This is a genomic window from Variovorax sp. JS1663 (assembly GCF_002157355.1).
Taxonomy (GTDB): domain Bacteria; phylum Pseudomonadota; class Gammaproteobacteria; order Burkholderiales; family Burkholderiaceae_C; genus Variovorax.
The window spans coordinates 293,815-314,515 of the sequence record NZ_LYMK01000002.1; the positions used below are offsets into that span (position 1 = coordinate 293,815).

18 protein-coding genes and 1 pseudogene are annotated in these 20,701 nt (G+C 66.8%); 5 read left to right on the plus strand and 14 right to left on the minus strand.

What is annotated here, in order from left to right:
- The first annotated feature begins 68 nt into the window (after positions 1-68).
- The 3 genes from A8M77_RS03650 to A8M77_RS03665 all read left to right on the plus strand — a co-directional run bounded on the left by A8M77_RS03650 (position 69) and on the right by A8M77_RS03665 (position 3,254).
- Entirely contained in the window at positions 69-1,031 is a 963-nt protein-coding gene (locus A8M77_RS03650; protein ID WP_086920174.1) for an alpha/beta fold hydrolase, read from the plus strand.
- Between the two features lie 764 nt (positions 1,032-1,795).
- On the plus strand, positions 1,796-2,191 hold the full coding sequence (locus tag A8M77_RS03660) for a hypothetical protein (RefSeq protein ID WP_086920176.1): 396 nt from the start codon (positions 1,796-1,798) through the stop codon (positions 2,189-2,191).
- Between the two features lie 34 nt (positions 2,192-2,225).
- Positions 2,226-3,254 (plus strand): lysylphosphatidylglycerol synthase domain-containing protein, encoded by a 1,029-nt coding sequence (locus A8M77_RS03665; RefSeq protein WP_238136700.1) that lies wholly within the window; start codon positions 2,226-2,228, stop codon positions 3,252-3,254.
- Here A8M77_RS03665 and A8M77_RS03670 read toward each other — a convergent pair.
- From A8M77_RS03670 to A8M77_RS03710, 9 genes are all read right to left on the minus strand, one after another.
- Positions 3,232-3,546 (minus strand): EthD family reductase, encoded by a 315-nt coding sequence (locus A8M77_RS03670; protein ID WP_086920177.1) that lies wholly within the window; start codon positions 3,544-3,546, stop codon positions 3,232-3,234. The two genes, A8M77_RS03665 and A8M77_RS03670, sit on opposite strands and share 23 nt — an antisense overlap.
- A gap of 85 nt (positions 3,547-3,631) precedes the next feature.
- Positions 3,632-4,384 carry a TerC family protein gene (locus tag A8M77_RS03675; RefSeq protein ID WP_086920178.1) on the minus strand — a complete coding sequence of 251 codons (753 nt, stop codon included), beginning with the start codon at positions 4,382-4,384 and terminating at the stop codon, positions 3,632-3,634.
- A 123-nt stretch (positions 4,385-4,507) separates the two neighbouring features.
- Positions 4,508-4,990: a nucleoside deaminase gene (locus A8M77_RS03680; RefSeq protein WP_086920179.1), complete on the minus strand. Its 483-nt coding sequence runs from the start codon at positions 4,988-4,990 to the stop codon at positions 4,508-4,510.
- Positions 4,983-5,753, minus strand: a complete 771-nt coding sequence (locus tag A8M77_RS03685) for an ABC transporter permease (RefSeq protein ID WP_086920180.1) — start codon at positions 5,751-5,753, stop codon at positions 4,983-4,985. Before A8M77_RS03685 ends, A8M77_RS03680 begins: the two co-directional genes overlap by 8 nt.
- A complete protein-coding gene (locus A8M77_RS03690) occupies positions 5,750-6,583 on the minus strand; it encodes an ABC transporter ATP-binding protein (RefSeq protein WP_086920181.1) in 834 nt (277 codons plus the stop codon). Before A8M77_RS03690 ends, A8M77_RS03685 begins: the two co-directional genes overlap by 4 nt.
- On the minus strand, positions 6,583-7,608 hold the full coding sequence (locus tag A8M77_RS03695; RefSeq protein ID WP_086920182.1) for an ABC transporter substrate-binding protein: 1,026 nt from the start codon (positions 7,606-7,608) through the stop codon (positions 6,583-6,585). The genes A8M77_RS03690 and A8M77_RS03695 overlap by 1 nt, the downstream gene beginning before the upstream one ends.
- Positions 7,609-8,271: 663 nt before the next feature.
- Positions 8,272-8,919: an RHS repeat-associated core domain-containing protein gene (locus tag A8M77_RS03700; protein WP_086920183.1), complete on the minus strand. Its 648-nt coding sequence runs from the start codon at positions 8,917-8,919 to the stop codon at positions 8,272-8,274.
- Positions 8,916-9,869 (minus strand): transglutaminase family protein, encoded by a 954-nt coding sequence (locus A8M77_RS03705; protein WP_086920184.1) that lies wholly within the window; start codon positions 9,867-9,869, stop codon positions 8,916-8,918. The genes A8M77_RS03700 and A8M77_RS03705 overlap by 4 nt, the downstream gene beginning before the upstream one ends.
- 103 nt (positions 9,870-9,972) lie before the next feature.
- Positions 9,973-12,273 (minus strand): NADP-dependent malic enzyme, encoded by a 2,301-nt coding sequence (locus tag A8M77_RS03710; RefSeq protein WP_086920185.1) that lies wholly within the window; start codon positions 12,271-12,273, stop codon positions 9,973-9,975.
- A gap of 204 nt (positions 12,274-12,477) precedes the next feature.
- On the opposite strand from A8M77_RS03710, the gene A8M77_RS03715 reads away from it, so the two are divergent.
- Positions 12,478-13,746, plus strand: coding sequence for a hypothetical protein (locus A8M77_RS03715; RefSeq protein WP_086920186.1), 1,269 nt, complete (start codon positions 12,478-12,480; stop codon positions 13,744-13,746).
- A 36-nt stretch (positions 13,747-13,782) separates the two neighbouring features.
- Here A8M77_RS03715 and A8M77_RS03720 read toward each other — a convergent pair whose 3' ends face one another.
- From A8M77_RS03720 to gcl, 3 genes are read right to left on the minus strand one after another with little or no spacing between them, the layout of a single operon-like run.
- Complete coding sequence (locus tag A8M77_RS03720; protein ID WP_086920187.1) at positions 13,783-14,688, minus strand: 2-hydroxy-3-oxopropionate reductase; 906 nt, start codon at positions 14,686-14,688, stop codon at positions 13,783-13,785.
- Between the two features lie 35 nt (positions 14,689-14,723).
- The gene (gene hyi / locus A8M77_RS03725; protein WP_086920188.1) at positions 14,724-15,503 is read right to left on the minus strand and encodes a hydroxypyruvate isomerase; all 780 of its coding nucleotides are present in this window, start codon (positions 15,501-15,503) and stop codon (positions 14,724-14,726) included.
- A 22-nt stretch (positions 15,504-15,525) separates the two neighbouring features.
- Positions 15,526-17,319 (minus strand): glyoxylate carboligase, encoded by a 1,794-nt coding sequence (gene gcl, locus A8M77_RS03730; RefSeq protein ID WP_086920189.1) that lies wholly within the window; start codon positions 17,317-17,319, stop codon positions 15,526-15,528.
- 115 nt (positions 17,320-17,434) lie between these two features.
- Between gcl and A8M77_RS03735 the strand changes: the two genes are divergently transcribed.
- Positions 17,435-18,337, plus strand: a complete 903-nt coding sequence (locus A8M77_RS03735) for a LysR family transcriptional regulator (RefSeq protein ID WP_086920190.1) — start codon at positions 17,435-17,437, stop codon at positions 18,335-18,337.
- A 308-nt stretch (positions 18,338-18,645) separates the two neighbouring features.
- Here A8M77_RS03735 and A8M77_RS03740 read toward each other — a convergent pair whose 3' ends face one another.
- Positions 18,646-20,349 carry a methyl-accepting chemotaxis protein gene (locus A8M77_RS03740; protein WP_086920191.1) on the minus strand — a complete coding sequence of 568 codons (1,704 nt, stop codon included), beginning with the start codon at positions 20,347-20,349 and terminating at the stop codon, positions 18,646-18,648.
- A gap of 136 nt (positions 20,350-20,485) precedes the next feature.
- Positions 20,486-20,701: pseudogene (locus tag A8M77_RS36015) on the minus strand (hypothetical protein); the annotation flags it as partial.

Below are 20,701 nucleotides of genomic sequence, written 5' to 3' on the forward strand. Positions count from 1 at the left end.
CCTTTTTATTCCCGGCCGGCACCATTAGATTCACGGCTTACGGACACCCGCTTCAAGAGGACCCCGCCATGCCGCAACCCGCCGCCAAGACGCTGTTCACTGCCATCGCCGTTCTCATCGGCGCGGCCATCCTGGCCGGCTGCGCCGCCTTGCGCACGCCGAAACCGCAGGCCGAGATCGGATTCCTGGAGATCGATGACGGCATCACGCTCCGGAGACTGGTCGCCCGCCCCGCTCATCCCAAGGGCACCGTGCTCTTCCTGCACGGCTTTCCCGAGACCCTGCATGCATGGGACGGCGTCTACCCAGCCCTCGCCGGTGACTACGAGGTCCATGCCTTCGACTGGCCGGGCTACGGCCTGTCGACGAAGCCGCCCGTCGACAGCTTCTCGTATGCGCCCAGCGACTATGCGCGGGTGCTCAAGGCCTACATCCGGAAGTCGAACATCGACACGCGGACGCTGCGGATCTACGCCACCGACATCGGCGCGCTCCCGGCCCTGCTTCTCGCGCTGGAAGAGCCGGACATCGCGCAGTCCCTCATCGTCGGCGACTTCGCGCCGCTCAACCGGCCGCAGTACATGATCGACTACCTGCAGGCGCTGAAGTTCAGGCCTTCGGCCGAGCTGGTCCGCGCCAACCTGAACAAGAACCGCGACGAGATCCTGGAGAACGCCTTCAGGCGGGGCCTGGCCAAGGAAGAGCAGTTCGAGATCTCACCGCAGTTCAAGAGCGACATGCTCCAGGGCTGGACGCAAGGCCCCCTGAGCTCGGCCGACGCGTTCGCCCACTACTACGCCCACTTCACCCGCGACCAGGAGTACTTCGAGGCCAACCTGGCGAAGCTGAAGACGCCGATCAAGGTGGTGTGGGGCGAGAAGGACTTCTACATCAAGAAGGACATGGGCATCGAGTTCGCGCAGAAGGCGGGGGCGCCCTTCGCGCTGCTGCCCGGGCTGGGCCACTATCCGCATCTGCATGATCCGCGGCAGACGGTCGAAGAAGTCCGCATCGCCTTCATGAACAGATAAGTCAGGGAAAGGGCAGTCGATTCAGATCCATTCAAGCGCGCATGCGGCAAGGGTAACGACACCGAGAGTCGACAAACTGTCCATCAAATCCAGTCACTTCTTGCCAAGCATTGGCTATGCGATAGGACTGTCTGCAGGGCTGCAACCCTGTGACGGCGCCGTGAGCTGTTCTGTGACGAGGACGCGGCGGACAACAAGTTCGTCAATCTCCACCCGTCGAATTCGAACTCGGCCAACCAAAAGCCGACCGATGGACAGGGCACCAATGGCCAAGGCACCGACGGCCACCGCACCCAGCGCGATAGAGCCCAATGCGACGGTACCTATGGCATGCGCGCCCGTCGCGGCTGCTGGCATCGTCCGAACGCGTGCGAACTTCGAGGGCATCAACTTCATGACAACTCCTGGAGGTGCGGGGCCGTGAGGCGGCAATCGACGGCCTGCTGCCGGCCATGCTGTGCCCTTCGTCCTCGGCCGGCGAGGATGGAATGACCGCGGACTGTAGCTCAGCAGGCGCGACAACGGTCTATTGGCCGCAGGCTTCCATCGAATCGAGGCAGTGCGGTCGCCTGCACACTCGACGCTCGTCGACGATTGCTGCTCCGTCTCAGGCGTCGGGCTGCTTCTGGCTCCAGGCGATGGCGGCGCGCGGCGCAAGGCGCGCCGAAGATGTGCCTGATCGCATCGGCCGAACCTCGCGCCGTCCGACATGAGCCAGTCGCTCGTCGCGGTAGAAAAAAGCTCTTTGCAACAAGGAGCTTCGAATGCCCCGACGAGCACTCACCCTTTCATCGTTCCTCGCGCCGGTGCTGATTGGCGCTGCGGGCATTCTAGCGCCCGCCGCCTGGGCGCAGACCGCAGGCTCCGCCGCCCAGATGGAGCGCGAGCGCGCCAATTGCGACGGCGTGCAGCAGGATCGCGAGGCTTGCCGCCGTGAAGCAGGCGCCGCGCGCCAGGAGTCGCAGCGCGGGGGTCTCACGCCCGCCGGCGAGGCAGAGGCGAACGCGCTGGCGCGCTGCCAGATGCTGCAGAAGCCATCGGACCGCGTGGATTGCGAAGCCCGCATCCGCGGGGCCAGCAACAGCAGCTCGAGCGGCAGTGTGATGGGCGGGGGCGTGATCCGCGAGACGGTCACGCCGGTGCCTGCGCCGTCGCGTTGATCCGCGCCGTTCATCGACGACCTGAAAGGAGCGGGTGATCGCACACCAGGCGCAACAGCCCCACGCTGCCGAGCCCGCGCCTTCGCTGCGCGCACGCATCCTCCGCTGGGCCGTTCCCGCGCTGGGCCTGCTGGTCCTGGGCCTCCTGCTCTCGCATGCCCACAAGGTCGACTGGGCCGGCGCCTGGCAGGCGCTGCGGCGCTATTCGCCCTGGGTGCTGCTCGCGGTGCTCGCGCTCGCCACGGCCAGCCATGCCCTCTACGGCACCTATGACCTGATCGGCCGCCGGCATACCGGCCACCGCATCGAGCGCTGGCGCACCTGGGCCATCGCGGTCACCAGCTATGCCTTCAATCTCAACCTGGGCTCGCTGGTCGGCGGTGTCGCGATGCGCGCACGGCTGTACGCGCGGGCCGGGTTGGACGAAGGCACCGTGGCGCAGATCATCGGCATCAGCCTCGCGACCAATTGGCTGGGTTACGGGTTGGTGGCGGGCTGCGTGTTCGCTTCCGGCGTGCTGAAGGCGCCGTCCGGGGCGCACCTGGGCGAGACCGCGTTCCGTGCGCTGGGCGTGCTGATGATCCTGCTGGCGGTGGCCTACGTGGTGGCCTGCATCAAATGGCAGGGCCGGCAATGGCGGGTACGCGGTCGCCGGCTCGAGCTGCCGCCGGCGCGGATCGCCCTGGTGCAGCTCGGGCTGTCGTCGGCCAACTGGGCGCTGATGGGCTGGGCCATGTACCTGCTGCTCGGCGGCAAGGTGTCCTATGTGGCGACGCTGGGGACCTTGTTGCTGGCCTCGGTGGCAGGGGTGGTCACGCCGATCCCGGCCGGGCTGGGTGTGCTGGAGGCGGTGTACCTCGCGGTGCTCTCGGGCGCGGTGGGGCAGGGGCGATTGATGGGCGCCTTGCTGGCCTACCGGGCGCTGTACTACCTGGTGCCACTGGGCGGCGGGCTGCTGCTGTACCTGCTGCTGGAGCGGCACGCCTCGGCGCATCCGCCGCCGGAGGGCGGCGGCGGCGCGCAGGGCATGGGTCGAAGACTCAGCCCACCACCACCTCGCTGATCTGCATCAGCGGCTTGAGGTCGGTGTAGTTGCGCACGTCGCCGAGGATCTCCTTGACATGCGGGCCGAAGGCGGCCTGGAAGGCCTCGACCGAGTCGGCAAAGATGTGGCACGCGGCGACATAGGTCGGAGGCTCGCCGGGCGCGCCGCCGGCCAGGCCCTTGTCGACGGTGTAGGACCTGCAGGCGTCGCCCATGCGGGCCTTGATCATGGGCATGTGCTTGTCGCGGTAGTAGTCGTGGTCGAAACGCGCGCCGGGCGTGTTGGGGTACATGACGCTGACCTTGATCATTCTCTGTCTCCGGGGTTGGCAGGGGTCGTGAGCATAGGAGATGGCGCGGCGCGAAACAAGCGCGGCGCGCCCCTCGGGGCCTCGCTCAGGAGCCGGGCATGTGGGGCGGACGCAGCTCCACGGGCTTGGCGGGCTTCTTGCGCATGCGGATGTTGAGCATCTCCACCACCACCGAGAAGGCCATGGCGAAGTACACGTAGCCCTTGGGCACGTGGTGATCGAAGCCCTCGGCCACCAGCACGACGCCCACCACGACGAGGAAGGACAGGGCCAGCATCTTGATGGTCGGATGGTTGGAGACGAAGCGGCCGATGGCGCCGGCGAACAGCATCATCAGCAGCACGGAGGCGATCACCGCCCCGATCATCACCCGCACGTCGTCGACCATGCCGACGGCGGTGATGATCGAGTCCAGCGAGAACACCAGGTCGACGATCATGATCTGGAGGATCACGCTGGCGAAGGTCGCCTTGACCGCGCTGGCCTTGTCGTCGCCGTGCTCGCCTTCCATGGACTGGTGGATCTCGGTGGTGCTCTTCCAGATGAGGAAGAGGCCGCCGAGGATCAGGATCAGGTCGCGGCCCGAGATCTCCTGGCCTGCCACGGTGAAGAGCGGCGCCACCAGGCCGACGATCCAGGCGAGCACCAGCAGCAGCCCGATGCGCATGAACATGGCCATCAGGAGGCCGATGCGCCGCGCGAATTCGCGCCGGGCGGCGGGCAGCTTGTCCACCAGGATGGAGATGAAGATGATGTTGTCGATCCCCAGCACGAGTTCGAGCGCGGTCAGGGTCGCGAAGGCGATCCAGGCCTGGGGATTGGTCAGCAGTTCGAGCATGGCGTCCTTTCGCCGGCGGGGCAGGGGCCGCGGCAAGCGCGGAGAATGCCACAGCCTCGTCGGGCGGCCGCGCAAGCCGTGGACCGCGTGAGGAAATGCACCGCGGCGTTGCTACGCCGCTCGTCAGCCGCCGCGCTGCTCCCAGAAGCCGCGGTGGGTGGCGATCATCTCCTCGGCCACCTCGGGCACGGGGCCGATCACCTCGATGGGCTTCTGCCCGCGCGCGAAGACCTCGCGGCAGGGCAGGGAGAGGGTGGGATTCTCCGGATGGTCGCCGGTGAGCGCGAGCAGCGCGCTCTCTTCCGCACCGTAGACCACGCGGCCGATGTTGGCCCAGTAGACGGTGCCGGCGCACATGGCGCAGGGCTCGAAGGTGGTGACCAGGGTGCAGCGGGCCAGGTACTCGCCGGGGTAGTTGAGCGCCGCGGTGCGCGCCAGGGTGGACTCGGCATGCTGCACGGTGTCGATGTTGCCCTGCTCGGCCAGCACCGTCTCGCCGTCGGGCGCGACCAGCAGGGCGCCGAAGGGATGGCGGCCCATGGCCATCGCGCGGCGCGCGACCTGGTCGGCGCGGCGCAGCGCACGGACGACCTGTGCCTCATCCATTCTGGGATCCACGGTGCGCCCAGCCCGTGGTGTGCTTCTCGACCACGCTGAAAAGTTCGTACATCAGCATCGCCATCGCGCCCACCACCATCAGCCCGGCGAAGGCCAGGCCCATCTGCATGGCCGAGCCGGCGGAGATCAGCAGGTAGCCGATGCCCTCGTTGGCGGCGGTCATCTCGCTGACCGTGGTGCCCACGAAGGCCAGCGTGATCGCGACCTTGAGCGAGGCGTAGAAGTAGGGCATGGAGCGCGGCAGGCCGATCTTGACCAGCACGTCCCATCGTTTCGCGCCCAGCACGCGCAGCACGTCCTCCAGCTCGGGCTCGAGCGTGGCAAGACCCGTGGCGATGTTGACCATGATCGGGAAGAAGCTGATCAGGAAGGCGGTGAGGATGGCCGGCCCGATGCCGATGCCGAACCACACCACCAGGATCGGCACGAAGGCGGCCTTGGGCAGGGCGTTGAAGGCCGTCATCAGCGGGTACATCGCGGCATAGGCGAGGCGCGAGCTGCCGATCACGAAGCCCAGCAGCACCCCCACCACGATCGCCAGGCCGAAGCCCGCCATCGTGACCCAGAAGGTGCGCCAGGCATGGCCGGCGATGATTTCCTTGAACTCCCAGAACTGGGTCCAGATGCGCCAGGGGCTGGGGAAGATGAATTCCGAGACGCCGAAGCCCGAGCAGACGATCTGCCACAGCACGATCACCGCGACCAGGAGCAGCCAGGGTGACCAGCGTTCGAGTTGCTTGCTGTTCTTCATGGCGGGCTCACTGCGGCAGCGGTGTGACTGCGAATGGCGCCGATGTGGCCGCGCAGCTCCAGCACGATGTCGGTGAATTCCTTGGTGTAGGTGAGCTCGAGCTCGCGCGGGCGCGGCAGGTCGATCTCGCGCTTCACCACGAAGCGGCCGGGGCTCTTGCTCATCACGTACACGGTGTCGGCCAGGAACACGGATTCACGCAGGTCGTGCGTCACCAGGATCACGTTGAACTTCTGCTCGGCCCAGAGGTCGCGCAGGATGCACCACAGCTCCTCGCGGGTGAAGGCGTCGAGCGCACCGAAGGGCTCGTCCAGGAGCAGCATCTTGGGCTCGTGGATCAGCGCGCGGCAGATGCTGGCGCGCTGCTGCATGCCGCCGGAGAGCTGCCAGGGGAACTTGTCCTCGTAGCCGCCCAGGCCCACTTTCTGCAGCAGGCGTCGTGCACGTTGCTCGTATTCCTTGCGCCTGGCCTTGAAGCTGGAGCGGTAGGGCTCGACGATCTCCAGCGGCAGCAGCACGTTGTCCACCGTCGTCCGCCAGGGCAGCAGCGACGGCGCCTGGAAGGCCATGCCCGAGATCTTGAGCGGGCCGGTCACCGGCTGGCCGTCGATGCGGATCTTGCCCATCGAGGGCATCTTCAGGCCCGTCGTCAGCTTCATGAAGGTGGACTTGCCGCAGCCCGAGGGGCCGACGATGGCAATGAACTCGCCGCGCGCCACGTGGAGATCGATGGCTTCGACCGCGAAGTGGTTGGCGGCGAGCAGTTCCTCGTTGTAGGCGAGCCAGACGTCCTGGAAGTCGACGAAGGGCGGCGTCTGAGCGACCGCCATCACTTCTTGAGGATGTTCAGTTCAGCGGCCGGGGGCAGCAGGGAAGCGGTCCACACCGCCTCGGGGTTCACGCGCGTCTTGGTGCCGAAGGCGTCCGAGACCTGCGAGGCCATCAGCGAGAGACGGCCCGGATCGACCGCGCCGAAGCCGTCTGCACGCGCGTCGGGGCTGTTGATCACGGTGTCGATCGCCAGCTTGAGGCGGCGCGTTTCCAGCGCCGTGTCGATGATGCCGTCGCGCTTCTTGACCGAATCGATCGCCACCGCAGGGTTGGCCATCACTTCCTTCGCGCCCTTGGCGAAGGCCGAGAGGAAGGCCTTGACCGCCGCCGGGTTCTCCTTGATCAGCTTGGGCGAGGCGATGATCACGTTGCCGTAGAGCTTCACGCCGTAGTCGGGGTACTGCAGCACCACGATGTCGGATGCCTTGGCGCCGCGCGCCTCCAGGTTAAGGAGCGAGGTGAAGGTGAAGCCGGTGATGGCGTCGATGTCGCCGCGCACGAGCATGGTCTCGCGCAGCGTCGGGTCCATCGCGGTCCAGTTGACCGCGCCGATGTTGTTGGCCTTGGCGAAGATGGGGAAGGCACGGCGGCCGGCGTCGAACACCGGGGCGCCCAGCTTCTTGCCCGCGAGGTCCGCGGGCTTGGTGATGCCGCTCTTCTTCAGCGCCATGACCGAGGCCGGCGTGTTGTTGTAGACCATCATGACCGCGACCGGCTTGTTGGGGCTGTCGGGGTTGTTGGCATGGAACTCCATCAGCGCCGCCAGGTCGGCAAAGCCCATGTCGTAGGCGCCGGAGGCCACGCGGGTCACGGTGCCGCCGGAGCCGTTGCCGGCGTCGATGCTCACGTCGAGCCCGGCGGCCTTGAAGTAGCCCCTGGCCGCCGGGTGCAGGAAGAGGGCGGCCGGACCTTCGAAACGCCAGTCGAGCTGGAACTTGATGGGGGTCTGGGCGTGGGCCGGGACCAGGCCGAAACTGAGCGCCGAGGCGGCGAGAAAGGATTGGAGCAGTTGGCGCTTGTTCATTCGATGTCCGTGTGACGAAGTGCGGGCATTCAAGCAAATTCGGTGCCGGCACGCACTTGGTGCGAACCCTTCTACTGAGCCAAGAAGGTGCATGCGACCGTGTCGCTCACAATGAAGAATGCTCTGCCGCGTGCACCGTGGCGGAGCATCTTGTTTGGTGCAAGCCAGCAACCCGAGATGGACTAGCGGCATGCGGCTCTCGGCGGACCGCTGCTATTTCTCATCGCTGGGGACCCTACTGTTCAACTGGTCAATATCGCCTCCAGTAGCTTGGCGGAGGACGGTCATTCGGATCGTTTGAATAAACCTCTATATATGCCGCTAGCGGTGTCACCCGACGCTTCGGGTTCTTGCAGCCAACGTACCAGACACGCGCGACCAAACCCAACTTGAGCTTGTCAACACGATCATCGCCGCCAAAGGCGGTGTAGTACACGCCAGACCCAGGAAGGTCGATGCGCTGGCGTCCCTGCTTGGTGTGAAGTTCAATCTGCGAACTGCTCAAAGCAATCACTTGACCAACCACATTCGGATTGCTGGTGCCGCGTCTATAGGTATCTGGCCAAGGGAGCGTACATGCGGCCTTGCTTGCACATGACACACTCCAGAAGAGCACCAAGAGGATGAAAGTCCGTGGAAAAACTATCCAAGAAGCGTGCATGCTTACCATCTCGAATATGGCAGTGACTGACCAGGATTCGCTTTTCTCCAGGCTTCAGATTTCGAACACAGCGTATCCACATCGGCATTTTGAGCACGAGTACAGCCGAACGTAGGTACCCATCCTTGCTGCGGGTCGAGAGCATGACTGCCGAGGCTCGACCCACCACCGTGAATCCAGCGCGAACGCCCATCGGTCGTGCGCCACTTGGCGGTGCCAAACTCTTTCGAGTTGGGATACTCACAGTACGTAAATTCGCCGTTGTAAGGGTCGTCTGCACCAGGTTTGGAACTCCTTGTAATTGCATTCCTTGTCGGAAACACAAAAAGATCTCGCGTCATTGGATCGAAGAAAGTGGTGGTCCCGTTACCCATGTCTGTATACGCGCGCGCAGGTGTCCATTGTTCACGCCCCCACGGGTCCAAGCCCGTTGGATCAGTGAACATCAGCGGGTTCAAGTTGGCATAGGGATACCGGTTAGGCCCGCCGTCGAGTCCAATGCGATCGGGCTGCGTGTACCTGCCGTCAGGAGGCCGGTATTCCCTGAAACCATTCGAATTGAGGCCGCTTTCGACATCGAAGTACATCGCCCCTGCCGGCCACGAAGCCAGCATGCTTGCCAGCACCACCAGCGCCTTGAACTGCTTCATCTGCCCGCCATCCCTTTGTTGTTTCTAGCTTGTTGAACATCTTCGATCCGCACGTAGCCCAGATCGATTGCCTTGCGCATCGTGGCCTTCGCTTGCAGGGCGTACGAAGAAGACTCGGAGCCGGATGTGAGCTTGCTGTAGTACGAATACGCTTCGGCGATCTGCTCGTAGGTCTCTGCGCGGCGAGGCGCCAGCGTGAGTGAGGCTTTGAGGTACTGAAGGCAAGTCGCCACATCTTTGCGCAGCGCGTGGATGTAGGCGCTGCAAGTGATCAACACGCCCAGATGTTCGCGCAACGTCAGCGCTCGCATGTAGGCGCCGCTCTTCAGTGCCGTCGCATTCACCCCGTGGCGACCGATGTAGTCGTCGTCGGTGAAGCGCTTTCCGCCACTGGTGGCTTCGATGTTGCCGTGTGGAAATGCAGGATCGACGTAGCGGGCGAAGGTGTGATCAGGAACGCAGACGAGGGCGATCGGATAGCCTAGTCGCTGTCCGACGGCCACGTACAGCAGCGGCATCGAGAAGCACATTCCCTTGCCCGTCTCGAGCAGGCCATGCAGCAAATAGTTGAGCGGCTTCTCGCGACCTTGTGGGTCGTGGTCGTAACGGATGCCGCGCTCCTGAAAGAACACTGTGTTCATCGCCCAGACGCGCTCTTCCGGGTCGTTCGGCGACGTGACTTTTCGCCGAACTGCCGCCGCCATGGCATCGAGTTGTCGCGAGAGCCTCTCGATGTCGACCGATGGATAAAGCTCTTGCGACAGCGCAAATGACGCGCGTCCGATGTCGATTCGATCCTCGGGCAACCACCGCAGGCTTTCCAGCCTGCTGGTGCCTGCCCAAGCTGCAGGCATCGCAGATAAGGCTCCGCAGAGCAGACTTCGCCTCTTCATGTTCCTCCTTGAAATCGCCTGTTGTTCAGGCTGGAATTGATTTTGGAGGCGGATCATAGAGGCAAATCGACGAGCGAAGCACCGCTCTTCGGCTCTCACGACGCGTGGAAGAACGCCCCGCCGGGTTGCACCGCGGCGGGGCGTTCGTTCTGGTGCGCTCTTACTTGGCGGAGCTCGCGTTGGCCACCGCCAGCGCCGTCATGTTGAGCACGCGCCGCACGGTGGCCGAGGGCGTGAGGATGTGGGCCGCGCCGGCAGCGCCCATCAGGATCGGGCCCACCGTCACGCCGTTGCCGCCGGTCATCTTCAGCACGTTGAAGAGGATGTTGGCCGCGTCGAGGTTGGGGCAGATCAGGAGGTTGGCCTCGCCGTTGAGGGTGGTCTCGGGCAGGGCGTTGTGGCGCACCGTGTCCGACAGCGCGGAGTCGCCGTGCATCTCGCCGTCGCACTCGACGTCCGGCGCCATCTTTGCGAACAGGTCGCGCGCCAGCCGCATCTTGCGCGCCGAGGCCCGCTCGGACGAGCCGAAGTTGGAGTGCGAGAGGAAGGCCACCTTCGGCGGCAGGCCGAAGCGGCGCACCTCCTCGGCTGCCATCACCGCGATCTCGGCCAGCGTCTGCGCGTCCGGGTCTTCGTGCACGTTGGTGTCGGCGATGAAAAGGGTGTACTTCTCCAGCGTCAGCGCATTGAGCGTGGCGAAGCCGGGCGCCCCGCGCTTGACGCCCAGCACCGTTTGCAGCACGCGCAGATGGCTGTCGAAGCGCCCCACCAGGCCGCACAGCATGGCATCGGCATCGCCCAGGTGGACCATCAGCGAACCGATGGTGGTGTTGGAGCGCCGCACCATGGCCTTGGACGCCTCGGGGGTGATGCCGCGGCGGCCCATGAGCTTGTGGTAGGCCTCCCAGTAGGTGCGGAAGCGCGGATCGTCCTCGGGGTCGACCACGTCCACGTCGGTGCCGAGCTGGATGTGCAGGCCGGCCTTCTTGATGCGCGCCTCGATCACCGCGGGGCGGCCGATCAGGATGGGCTTGGCCAGGCCTTCGTCGACCGCCAGCTGGGCGGCGCGCAGCACGCGGTCGTCCTCGCCCTCGCAGTAGGCCACGCGCTTGGCGCTGCCCAGCTTGGCGGCGCTGAAGACGGGGCGCATGAACATGCCGGTCTGGTAGACGAAGCGGGTGAGGTGCTGGCGGTAGCTTTCCAGGTCCTCGATGGGACGCGTGGCCACGCCCGAGGCCTGGGCCGCCTTGGCGACCGCGGGCGCGATGCGCAGGATCAGGCGCGAGTCGAAGGGCTTGGGAATGATGTAGTCGGGGCCGAAGGCCAGCTCCTGGCCCTGGTAGGCGGTGGCCACTTCCTCGCTGATGTCGGCCTTGGTCAGCTCGGCGATCTCGCGCACGCAGGCGAGCTTCATTTCCTCGGTGATCTTGCTGGCGCCGCAGTCCAGTGCGCCGCGGAAGATGTAGGGGAAGCACAGGACGTTGTTGACCTGGTTCGGGTAGTCCGAGCGGCCGGTGGCAATGATGCAGTCGGGCCGCACTTCCTTGGCCAGCTCGGGGCGGATTTCGGGCTCGGGGTTGGCCAGGGCGAGGATGATGGGCTTGTCCGCCATGCTCTTGACCATGTCCTGCGAGACCACGCCCGGCGCCGAGCAGCCGAGGAAGACGTCCGCTCCCTTCATCACGTCGGCCAGGGTGCGAGCGCCGGTATCGGGCTGGGCGTAGCGCGCCTTCGATTCGTCGAAGCCGCCGGCGCGGCCCATGTAGATCAGGCCCTTGGAGTCGACCGCGAAGATGTTGGCCGGCTTGGCACCCATGCCCACCATCACGTCCAGGCAGGCAATGGCGGCAGCGCCGGCGCCGGAGACGGCGATCTTGACCTCCTGGATCTTCTTGCCCACGAGTTCCAGGCCATTGATCAGGGCAGCGGCGGAGATGATGGCGGTGCCGTGCTGGTCGTCATGGAACACGGGGATGTTCATGCGCTCGCGCAGCTTGCGCTCGATGTAGAAGCACTCGGGCGCCTTGATGTCCTCGAGGTTGATGCCGCCCAGCGTGGGCTCCAGCGCCGCGATGATGTCGACCAGCTTGTCGGGATCGGATTCGGCCAACTCGATGTCGAACACGTCGATGCCGGCGAATTTCTTGAACAGGCAGCCCTTGCCTTCCATCACCGGCTTGGCGGCCAGCGGGCCGATGTTGCCCAGGCCCAGCACCGCGGTGCCGTTCGTGACCACGCCCACCAGGTTGCCGCGCGAGGTGTACTCGGCCGCCTTCGCGGGATCGGCCTCGATGTCGAGGCAGGGGTAGGCCACGCCAGGGGAATAGGCCAGGGAGAGGTCGCGCTGGTTCAGCAGCGGCTTGGTCGGCGAGATCGAGATCTTGCCCTTGACCGGCGAGCGGTGGTATTCGCGGGCGGCGTCGCGCAGCGCTTCTTCGGCGGGGGAGAGGGTGTGGGCCATCAGTGTCTCCTTCTGTTCTGGGCTCAGGCCAGAGGCTACAGCAAACCGGGTCGGGGAAAGCACTGTGGCGGGCCGTGGGCGCGGGCGTGTTCAGGGCGGGCTTGAATCCTCCGGAGATCTGACGCGATTGCGAGATTTCAAAGAGTTGGCTTGGTCGATAGCCACGTGTAGAGTTTTGCGCCACCAATCGAGGGGGAAAGAATCATGAAAGCGAAACGCGGGGCCGCGCACACGACCCGCCAGAGTCCATCCGGCCCGCGCGTGGTGCTGGCCTGGGAGCATGGCCTGCACTACGGGCATGTCTCCCGGCTGGCCGCGGCCGCCGAGGTCGTCGAACGGCATGGCGGACGTCCGGTGTGGGCCTTGCCCGAGGCGCGCCTGCAGAAGGCCGCCTTCTTCGATGCTTCGCACGAGCGCGTCAAGGCGCCCGCGGCCCCGGCGCCGCGGCCCGCGAATGGCACCCTCCATTCCTTTGCCGACGTGCTGCTGAACATGGGCTTTGCCGAGGTGAGCGCGATGGCCATCCGGGTGCGCAGCTGGATGCGCCTGTTCGCTGAGCTGTCTCCCGCCAGCGTGGTCCTCGACAACGCGCCTGCGGCGCAACTGGCGGCGCGGTTGATGGGCCTGCGCTGCTTCCAGCTCACCAACGGCTTTGACGCGCCGCCGGCCCGGTGCCCGGACTTCAGTGCCGGCGAGCGACGGCCGCAGGTCTTGCAACTGCATGCCACGAGCCTCGCCACCCTGGAGCGCAATCTGCGCCGCACGGCCATGCTGTGCACGGGGCATGGCGAGGTCACGGTGGCGGATTTTCTCGCGTGGCCGCAGACGGTGTTCGACGGATTGCTCGAAACCGATCCCTACGGCCCGCGCCACCTCGACTGGTGGGTCGGGCCGCTCGGGGCGCCCCCGCATGCGCTGCCGCTGTCGTGGCCGGAGCGGGGCAAGGGCGACAAGCGCGTGCTGGCCTACATGCGCGCCACGCTGGGCGGCACCGAGGCGCTCGGCGGGCTCGCCAACCGCGGGGTCAACTGCCTGTGCGTGTGGCCCGGGGTGCCGGCTCGGACGCTGGCGCGATTCGAGCGCTCCAGCGTGCAGATCCTGCCGCACGCGCGCTCGCTGCAGCGGCTGCTGCCGCAGGCCGATGCGGTGCTCAGCTACGGTGCCACCAGCTTCGTCTGCCAGAGCCTGTTGGCCGGCAAGCCGCAGCTGGTGCTGCCGATGGACGTGGAGAAGCGGCTGATCGCCAACCGCGTGGCGTGGCACGGTGCAGGCATTGTCTGGCACAGCCAGGCCGAGGAAGACCTGCACCACTGCCTGGACCGGCTGCTCCATGCCGATGCGGTGGCGTCCGCGGCGCGCGACATCGCGGCCGGCTACGCGGATTTGCCGTGGGAGGCGCGGAAGGTGGCCTGGGGGCAGGCCATGCTGGGCCTGGATGGCGCCGAAGGAGAAGGGCTGGAAGGCGTGGCCTGAAGACCGGGCCACGCGCTTGGAAGACAGCCGGCGCGATCAGGCCGCGTCCGGCGCCACCGGATGCTGCGCCAGCGCTTCCAGTGCACGCACCAGCGCCGAGTGGTCGGCCTGGCCATGGCCCAGGGCGGCGCAGGCGTTCATCAGCTGCGCGGCACCCGCGGTCTGCGGCAGGGCCACGCCCAGCGAGCGGGCGCTCTGCATCGCCAGGTTCAGGTCCTTCTGGTGCAGCGCGATGCGGAAGCCCGGCGCGAAGGTGCGCTTGATCATGCGCTCGCCGTGCACCTCCAGGATGCGCGACGAGGCGAAGCCGCCCATCAGCGCCTGGCGCACCTTGGCCGGGTCGGCGCCGGCCTTGCTGGCGAACACCAGCGCCTCGCCGACTGCCGCGATGTTCAGCGCCACGATAATCTGGTTGGCCACCTTGCACACCTGGCCGTCACCGGCGCCGCCGACCAGCGTGACGTTCTTGCCCATCTTCTCCAGCAGCGGACGCACGCGGCCGAACACGCCTTCGTCACCGCCGCACATGATGGTCAGGCTCGCGGCCTTGGCACCCACTTCGCCACCCGAGACCGGGGCGTCGACGTAGCCGCAGCCCAGTTCCTCGATGCGCTTGGCGAAGGCCTTGGTCGCGATCGGGTCGATGGAGCTGCAGTCCACGACGGTCTTGCCCTTCGTCAAGGCAGAGGCCACGCCGTTCTCGCCGAACAGCACCTTCTCCACGTCGGGCGTGTCGGGGACCATGACGAAGATCACGTCGGCCTGCTTCGTCACCTCGGCCGCGTTGCCGCACACGGTGGCGCGCGAGGTGAAGGGATCGGGCACCGGGCCGTGCGTGTTGACGAAGAGCGTGTGGCCCGCCTCGAGCAGGTGGCCAGCCATGGGTGCGCCCATGATGCCGAGGCCGATGAAGCCGATCTTCTGGGATGCCGTGTTGGACATGCGGTGGTTTCCTTGTTGGGTCTGTGTGACAGTCGTTATTGGGTGAGGGCCGTGCGCCATCCGAGGCCTTCGACGGTCTCGCCGCGCGGCTTGTACTCGCAGCCGATCCAGCCGGCGTAGCCGACCTGGTCGATGTGCTTGAAGAGCCAGGGGTAGTTGATCTCGCCCGTGCCCGGCTCGCCGCGGCCCGGGTTGTCGGCCAGCTGGATGTGGCCGATGCGGGCCATGTTCTTCGCCAGCGTGGCGCCGAGCTCGCCTTCCATCCGCTGCGCGTGGTAGATGTCGTACTGCAGCAGCAGGTTGGTCGAGCCCACCTCGTCGATGATGGACAGCGCCTGGTCGGTGCGGGTCAGGACGAAGCCGGGAATGTCGAAGTGGTTGATCGGCTCGATCAGCAGCATGATCCCGGCGCTCTGCAGTTCCTTGGCCGCGAAGCGCAGGTTCTCGACCGCGGTCCCGCGGGCCTCGTCGGCGCTCACGCCGGCGGGCAGCTTGCCCAGCAGGCAGTTGAGCTTGGGGCAGCCGAGCGCGGTCGCGTAGTCGATCGCCATCGCCACGCCTTCGCGGAACTCGCTCACGCGGTCCGGATGGCAGCCGATGCCGCGCTCGCCGCCATCCCAGTTGCCGGCAGGGAGGTTGTGCAGCACCTGCTGCAGGCCGTTGGCGCGCAGTGCGGCGGCCAGCTCCTTCTTGTCGAAGGGGTAGGGGAACAGATACTCGACGGCCTTGAAGCCGGCCTTGGCGGCAGCCTCGAAACGCTGCATGAAAGGCAGCTCGGTGAAGAGCATCGTCAGGTTGGCGGCAAAACGCGGCATTGCTTTATGTCTCCTCGGTCTCTCAATCCAGCATCGCAGCGGCGACGGAGCTCGGCGCGTCGGCCAGGCTCTCGGCCAGCGGCTCGAATTCGTTGATGGCATCGATCTCGGTGCCCATCGCGATGTTGGTCACGCGCTCCAGCATCACCTCGATCACGACCGGGACACTGAACTCGGCCATCAACTGCTCGGCGCGCTCGATGGCCGGCTTGATCTCTTCCTGGCGGTAGACGCGCATCGCCTTGCAGCCCAGGCCCTCGACGACCTTCAGGTGATCCACGCCGTAGCTGCGCTCGACGCCGCTGTCCTCGCCGGCGTTGATGTTCTCGAAGCCCAGCTGCACGCAGTAGTCCATCTCGAAGCCGCGCTGCGCCTGGCGGATGAGGCCGAGGTAGGAGTTGTTGACCACGATGTGGATGTAGGGCAGCTTGAACTGCGCACCCACCGCCAGCTCCTCGATCATGAACTGGAAGTCGTAGTCGCCCGAGAGCGCGACGATCTTGCGCGACGGGTCTGCGGCGCGCACGCCCAGGGCGGCAGGGATGGTCCAGCCCAGCGGGCCGGCCTGGCCGCAGTTGATCCAGTGGCGCGGGTTGTAGACGTGCAGGAACTGCGCCGCGGCGATCTGCGAGAGCCCGATGGTGCTCACGTAGCAGGTGTCGTTGCTGAAGTTGCGGTTCATGCACTGGTAGACGCGCTGCGGCTTCATCGGCACTTCGTCGAAGTTGGTCTTGCGCAGCATCGTCTTCTTGCGCTCGAGGCACTCGCCCGCCCATTCGTTGCGGCTGGGCAACCGGCCCTTGGCCTTCATCTCCTCGGCGACCTCGACGAAGAGTTCCAGCGCGGCCTTGGCGTCGGAGACGATGCCGAAGTCCGGCGTGAACACGCGGCCGATCTGCGTGGGCTCGATGTCCACGTGCACGAAGGTGCGGCCCTTGGTGTAGACCTCGACCGAGCCGGTGTGGCGGTTGGCCCAGCGGTTGCCGATGCCCAGCACGAAATCGGAGGCCAGCATCGTGGCGTTGCCATAGCGGTGGCTGGTCTGCAGGCCGCACATGCCGGCCATCAGCGGGTGGTTGTCGGGGATGGAGCCCCAGCCCATCAGCGTCGGGATCACCGGCACGCCGGTGGCCTCGGCGAAGCGCACCAGCAGGTCGCTGGCGTCGGCATTGATGACGCCGCCGCCGGCCACGATCAGCGGGCGCTCGGCCGCGTTCAGCATCGTGATCGCCTTCTCGATCTGGGCGCGCGTGGCGGCCGGCTTGTAGGGCGTCAGCGGCTGGTAGGTGTCGATGTCGAACTCGATCTGCGCCATCTGAACGTCGAAGGGCAGGTCGATCAGCACCGGGCCCGGGCGACCCGAGCGCATCAGGTGGAAGGCCTGCTGGAACACCTGCGGCACCTGGCCCGGCTCGCGCACGGTGACGGACCACTTGGTGACCGGCTTGGAGATGGACTCGATGTCCACCGCCTGGAAGTCTTCCTTGTAGAGGCGGGCACGCGGCGCCTGGCCGGTGATGCATAGGATGGGGATCGAGTCGGCCCAGGCCGAGTAGAGGCCGGTGATCATGTCGGTGCCGGCCGGGCCGGAGGTGCCGATGCACACGCCGATGTTGCCGGCCACCGCGCGGGTGTAGCCCTCGGCCATGTGCGAGGCGCCCTCGACGTGGCGCGCCAGGATGTGGGCGATGCTGCCCTGCTTGCGCAGCGCCGAGTACAGCGGATTGATGGCGGCGCCGGGCACGCCGAAGGCCTGCGTGACACCTTCCTTTTCCATCACCAGAACGGCGGCCTGGGCCGCGGACATCTTTGCCATGTTGAAGTCTCCTTGGGTATGGCGTGACTGTAGGAAGACGGGGCCATTCGCAGAAGCGGGCGCGGGACCATAAAACCTATTCCGCCATGGAATAACTGGCGCTACCATCCCCGGCATGGATCGACTCCTGGCCATGGAAATCTTCGTGCGCGTGGTGGAGACGGGCAGCTTCTCCAAGGCCGCGCGCGAGTTCAACACCACCCAGCCCACCGTGACCAAGCAGGTCGCGGCCACCGAGTCGCGGCTGAAGGTGCGGCTGCTCAACCGCAACACCCGCGGCGTGAGCCTGACCGAGGCCGGCTCGCTCTACTACGACAAGTGCAAGACCATCGTGCGCGAGGCGGAGGAAGCCGAGCACATCGTGCGCGGACGCGAGTCGCAGGCCCAGGGGCTGCTGCGCATCGGCACCTCGGTCGCCTTCGGTCGGCGGGTGGTGGTGCCGCTGGCGCTGGAATACATGGCGCGCCACCCGCAGGTGCAGGTGGACCTGAGCTTCGAGGACCGCTACGTGGACCTGATCGCCCAGGGCATCGACGTCGCCGTGCGCATGGGCAAGCTGGCCGACTCCTCGCTGGGCGCACGCTTCCTCGGCATGAACCCCTGGGTGATGGTGGCCGCGCCCGCCTACCTGAAGAAGCACGGCACCCCGAAGCGCGCGCAGGACCTGAGCGCCCACGTGGCGCTGATCTACAGCAGCGTGGTGGGCGACGACGTCTGGCGGATGCACACGCCCAAGGGCGAGCCGGTGACCGTGCCGGTGACGGGCCGGATGCGTTCGAACAACGTCTCGGCCGTCCTGGCGGCTGCGCGCGAAGGGCTGGGCATCGCGCTGATGCCGCGCTACGTCGCCAGCGACTCGCTGGCCGGGGGCAAGGTGGTGGAAGTGCTGCCTGGCCACGCGCTGCCGGAGCAGGAGATCCACGCCGTCTTCCCATCACCCAAGCTGCTGCCGGGGAAGGTGTCGAGCTTCGTGGCTTTTCTGCAGGGGCGGTTCGAGGAAGGGTGGTGGGAGCGATAGGCGGCGCAGGGACGCACGTGCCGAGCCGGCATGTATCGCAACGCGCTACATTGCGGCGATGAAAACCGCAACCTCAGTGCAGCGTCGGCATGACCAGTCCGAGTTCGTCGCGCGCGGCCCTGGCTCGCGCGCGCGAAGAAGACCGGCGAATACTTCGACGCGGTGGAGGTCATGCACCGTCTGCGGACGAGGCTCAGCGTAGCCAGGGCTCGATTGCCGTCGCGGCAGTGAGGCATCAGCGCGAGGACGACTACCACTGAAGCGCGCGGCGCAGCGAGGCGCCTGGTCGCGGGCGCCCCTCTTCGCGTCTAGAAAGTCTCCCAGTCCCCATCCCGCGCATCAGCGGCCGCTGCCAACTGCGGTGGCCGAGCGGTCCGCGCCTGAGTCTTGCCGCGAGGCAAGGTGGCAGGGCGTGGCGCCGGCGTCACCGCAGAGCGTGCCGGCATCGCCGCTTCCAGCGGCCGCTCGCCCAACCTGAACACCCCCACCACCTCCGACAGCTTCCCCGCCTGCTCCTGCAGCGAGCTCGCCGCGGCGGCCGCTTCCTCGACCAGCGCCGCGTTCTGCTGCGTCACCTCGTCCATCTGCGTGATGGCCTGGTTGATCTGCTCGATGCCCTGGGTCTGCTCGTGGCTGGCGGCGGTGATCTCGCCCATGATGTCGGTCACGCGGCGGATGCTGTCGACCACCTCGTTCATGGTGCGGCCGGCTTCCGACACCAGCGCGCTGCCGGTGTCCACCTTGCCGACGGAGTCGTCGATCAGGCCCTTGATCTCCTTGGCCGCTGCAGCGGAGCGCTGGGCCAGGTTGCGCACCTCGGCAGCGACCACCGCGAAGCCGCGGCCCTGTTCGCCGGCGCGGGCCGCTTCCACCGCGGCGTTCAGCGCCAGGATGTTGGTCTGGAAGGCGATGCCGTCGATCACGGCGATGATGTCCACCACCTTCCTGGACGAGGCATGGATGGCGCCCATGGTGTCCACCACCTGGCTGACCACGCCGCCGCCCTTCACCGCGATTTCCGAGGCGGACATGGCGAGCTGGTTGGCCTGGCGCGCGTTGTCGGCGTTCTGCTTGACCGTGCTGGTGAGCTCCTCCATCGAGGCGGCGGTCTGCTGCAGCGAGCTGGCCTGCTCCTCGGTGCGCGAGGACAGGTCCTGGTTGCCGCTGGCGATCTGGGTGCTGGCGGTGGAGACGTTGCCGACCACGCCCTGCACCTGCTGCAGCGCGTTCTGCAGCGCGGCGCGCATGCGGTCGATGGCCTGCAGCAGGCGGCCGGTCTCGTCGCCGGCGTAGCGGGCCTGCGGCTGGCCGCTGAGGTCCATGTCGGCGATGGCGCCGGCGGTGCGCTCGGCCAGGCGCAGCGGGCGCGTGATGCTGCGCGCCAGGAACCAGGCCAGCAGCACGCCGGCGACCAGCGACAGGGCGGAGCAGGTGACGAGCACGGTGGTGGTCTGCGTGCGCAGGGCCTCGGCACGCTGCGCGGCGGCGTCGAGGCCGGCACGCTGCAGGTCGACGATCTGCTGCACGCCCGCCAGGTAGGCCACCGAGGTGGGCTCGAAGCGGGCATCGAAGACGCGCCCGGCACCCTCGAGGTCGCCCGCCAGCTTGAGCTTGCTGACCTCCTCGCGCGCGGCCAGGTAGTTCTTGCGCAGCTCGCCGACCTTGTCGAAGAGCTGGCGTTCCTCGGGCGTGGTCATCTGCGTCTCGATGAACTTCTGCAGCTCGTTCGTTTCCTTGATGGATGCCGCGGTGAAGGGCGCGAAGTAGGCGATCAGGCTGGCATCGCTGCTCTTGGCGATGGCCGCGGCGCGCTGCACGCCGGAGGTGGTGTGGCGCAGCCAGTCGGCGCCGGCGCGCTCGGCCTTGACCTTCTGTTCGGTCATGAGCGTGATCTCGTCGCCCAGCTGGCTCAGCTTGAGGGCCGAGACCACGCTGCTGGCGAGGAACAGGGCGAGGATGAGGCCGAGCACGAAGGCCAGGCGCTTGCCGATCGAAAGGTTGTCGAGAAACACGGGGGAAGACTCCAGGGAAGGCGTTGGACATGCGGCAGCGCCCGCGACGCCTTTCGTCCCGTCATGGAATGCGAAGGTTCTCGGTAGATGCCCGTAGAGCTCTATCGGCAGGCGGGCCGGGAAGTTGAGCCGCTCCTCACGCCACCCTGCACGACTTGACCACGAAGGGTGCGGGGTCGGTGCCGAAGAAGGCATTGGTGCAGGGCACCGTGCCGGTGACGGTCCTCTGCACCCAGCGCGTGTCGGCGCCGTACCGCACCACGGTCGGACTCGAGACCGTGAAGCTCGCGCCTTCGACGGCCAGCAAGGCGCCGGTGGGCGGCGGTGGAGGCGGTGGAGGTGGAGGTGGCGG

What these genes read in the sequence shown, in the direction of transcription:
- A8M77_RS03695 (WP_086920182.1), bottom strand. Translation starts at nt 7,608, where the DNA reads ATGAACAAGCGCCAACTGCTCCAATCCTTTCTCGCCGCCTCGGCGCTC.
- A8M77_RS03700 (WP_086920183.1), bottom strand. Translation starts at nt 8,919, where the DNA reads ATGAAGCAGTTCAAGGCGCTGGTGGTGCTGGCAAGCATGCTGGCTTCG.
- A8M77_RS03690 (WP_086920181.1), bottom strand. Translation starts at nt 6,583, where the DNA reads ATGGCGGTCGCTCAGACGCCGCCCTTCGTCGACTTCCAGGACGTCTGG.
- A8M77_RS03670 (WP_086920177.1), bottom strand. Translation starts at nt 3,546, where the DNA reads ATGATCAAGGTCAGCGTCATGTACCCCAACACGCCCGGCGCGCGTTTC.
- A8M77_RS03735 (WP_086920190.1), top strand. Translation starts at nt 17,435, where the DNA reads ATGGATCGACTCCTGGCCATGGAAATCTTCGTGCGCGTGGTGGAGACG.
- A8M77_RS03710 (WP_086920185.1), bottom strand. Translation starts at nt 12,273, where the DNA reads ATGGCCCACACCCTCTCCCCCGCCGAAGAAGCGCTGCGCGACGCCGCC.
- hyi (WP_086920188.1), bottom strand. Translation starts at nt 15,503, where the DNA reads ATGCCGCGTTTTGCCGCCAACCTGACGATGCTCTTCACCGAGCTGCCT.
- A8M77_RS03660 (WP_086920176.1), top strand. Translation starts at nt 1,796, where the DNA reads ATGCCCCGACGAGCACTCACCCTTTCATCGTTCCTCGCGCCGGTGCTG.
- A8M77_RS03685 (WP_086920180.1), bottom strand. Translation starts at nt 5,753, where the DNA reads ATGAAGAACAGCAAGCAACTCGAACGCTGGTCACCCTGGCTGCTCCTG.
- A8M77_RS03720 (WP_086920187.1), bottom strand. Translation starts at nt 14,688, where the DNA reads ATGTCCAACACGGCATCCCAGAAGATCGGCTTCATCGGCCTCGGCATC.
- A8M77_RS03650 (WP_086920174.1), top strand. Translation starts at nt 69, where the DNA reads ATGCCGCAACCCGCCGCCAAGACGCTGTTCACTGCCATCGCCGTTCTC.
- A8M77_RS03675 (WP_086920178.1), bottom strand. Translation starts at nt 4,384, where the DNA reads ATGCTCGAACTGCTGACCAATCCCCAGGCCTGGATCGCCTTCGCGACC.
- A8M77_RS03705 (WP_086920184.1), bottom strand. Translation starts at nt 9,869, where the DNA reads ATGATCCGCCTCCAAAATCAATTCCAGCCTGAACAACAGGCGATTTCA.
- A8M77_RS03715 (WP_086920186.1), top strand. Translation starts at nt 12,478, where the DNA reads ATGAAAGCGAAACGCGGGGCCGCGCACACGACCCGCCAGAGTCCATCC.
- gcl (WP_086920189.1), bottom strand. Translation starts at nt 17,319, where the DNA reads ATGGCAAAGATGTCCGCGGCCCAGGCCGCCGTTCTGGTGATGGAAAAG.
- A8M77_RS03680 (WP_086920179.1), bottom strand. Translation starts at nt 4,990, where the DNA reads ATGGATGAGGCACAGGTCGTCCGTGCGCTGCGCCGCGCCGACCAGGTC.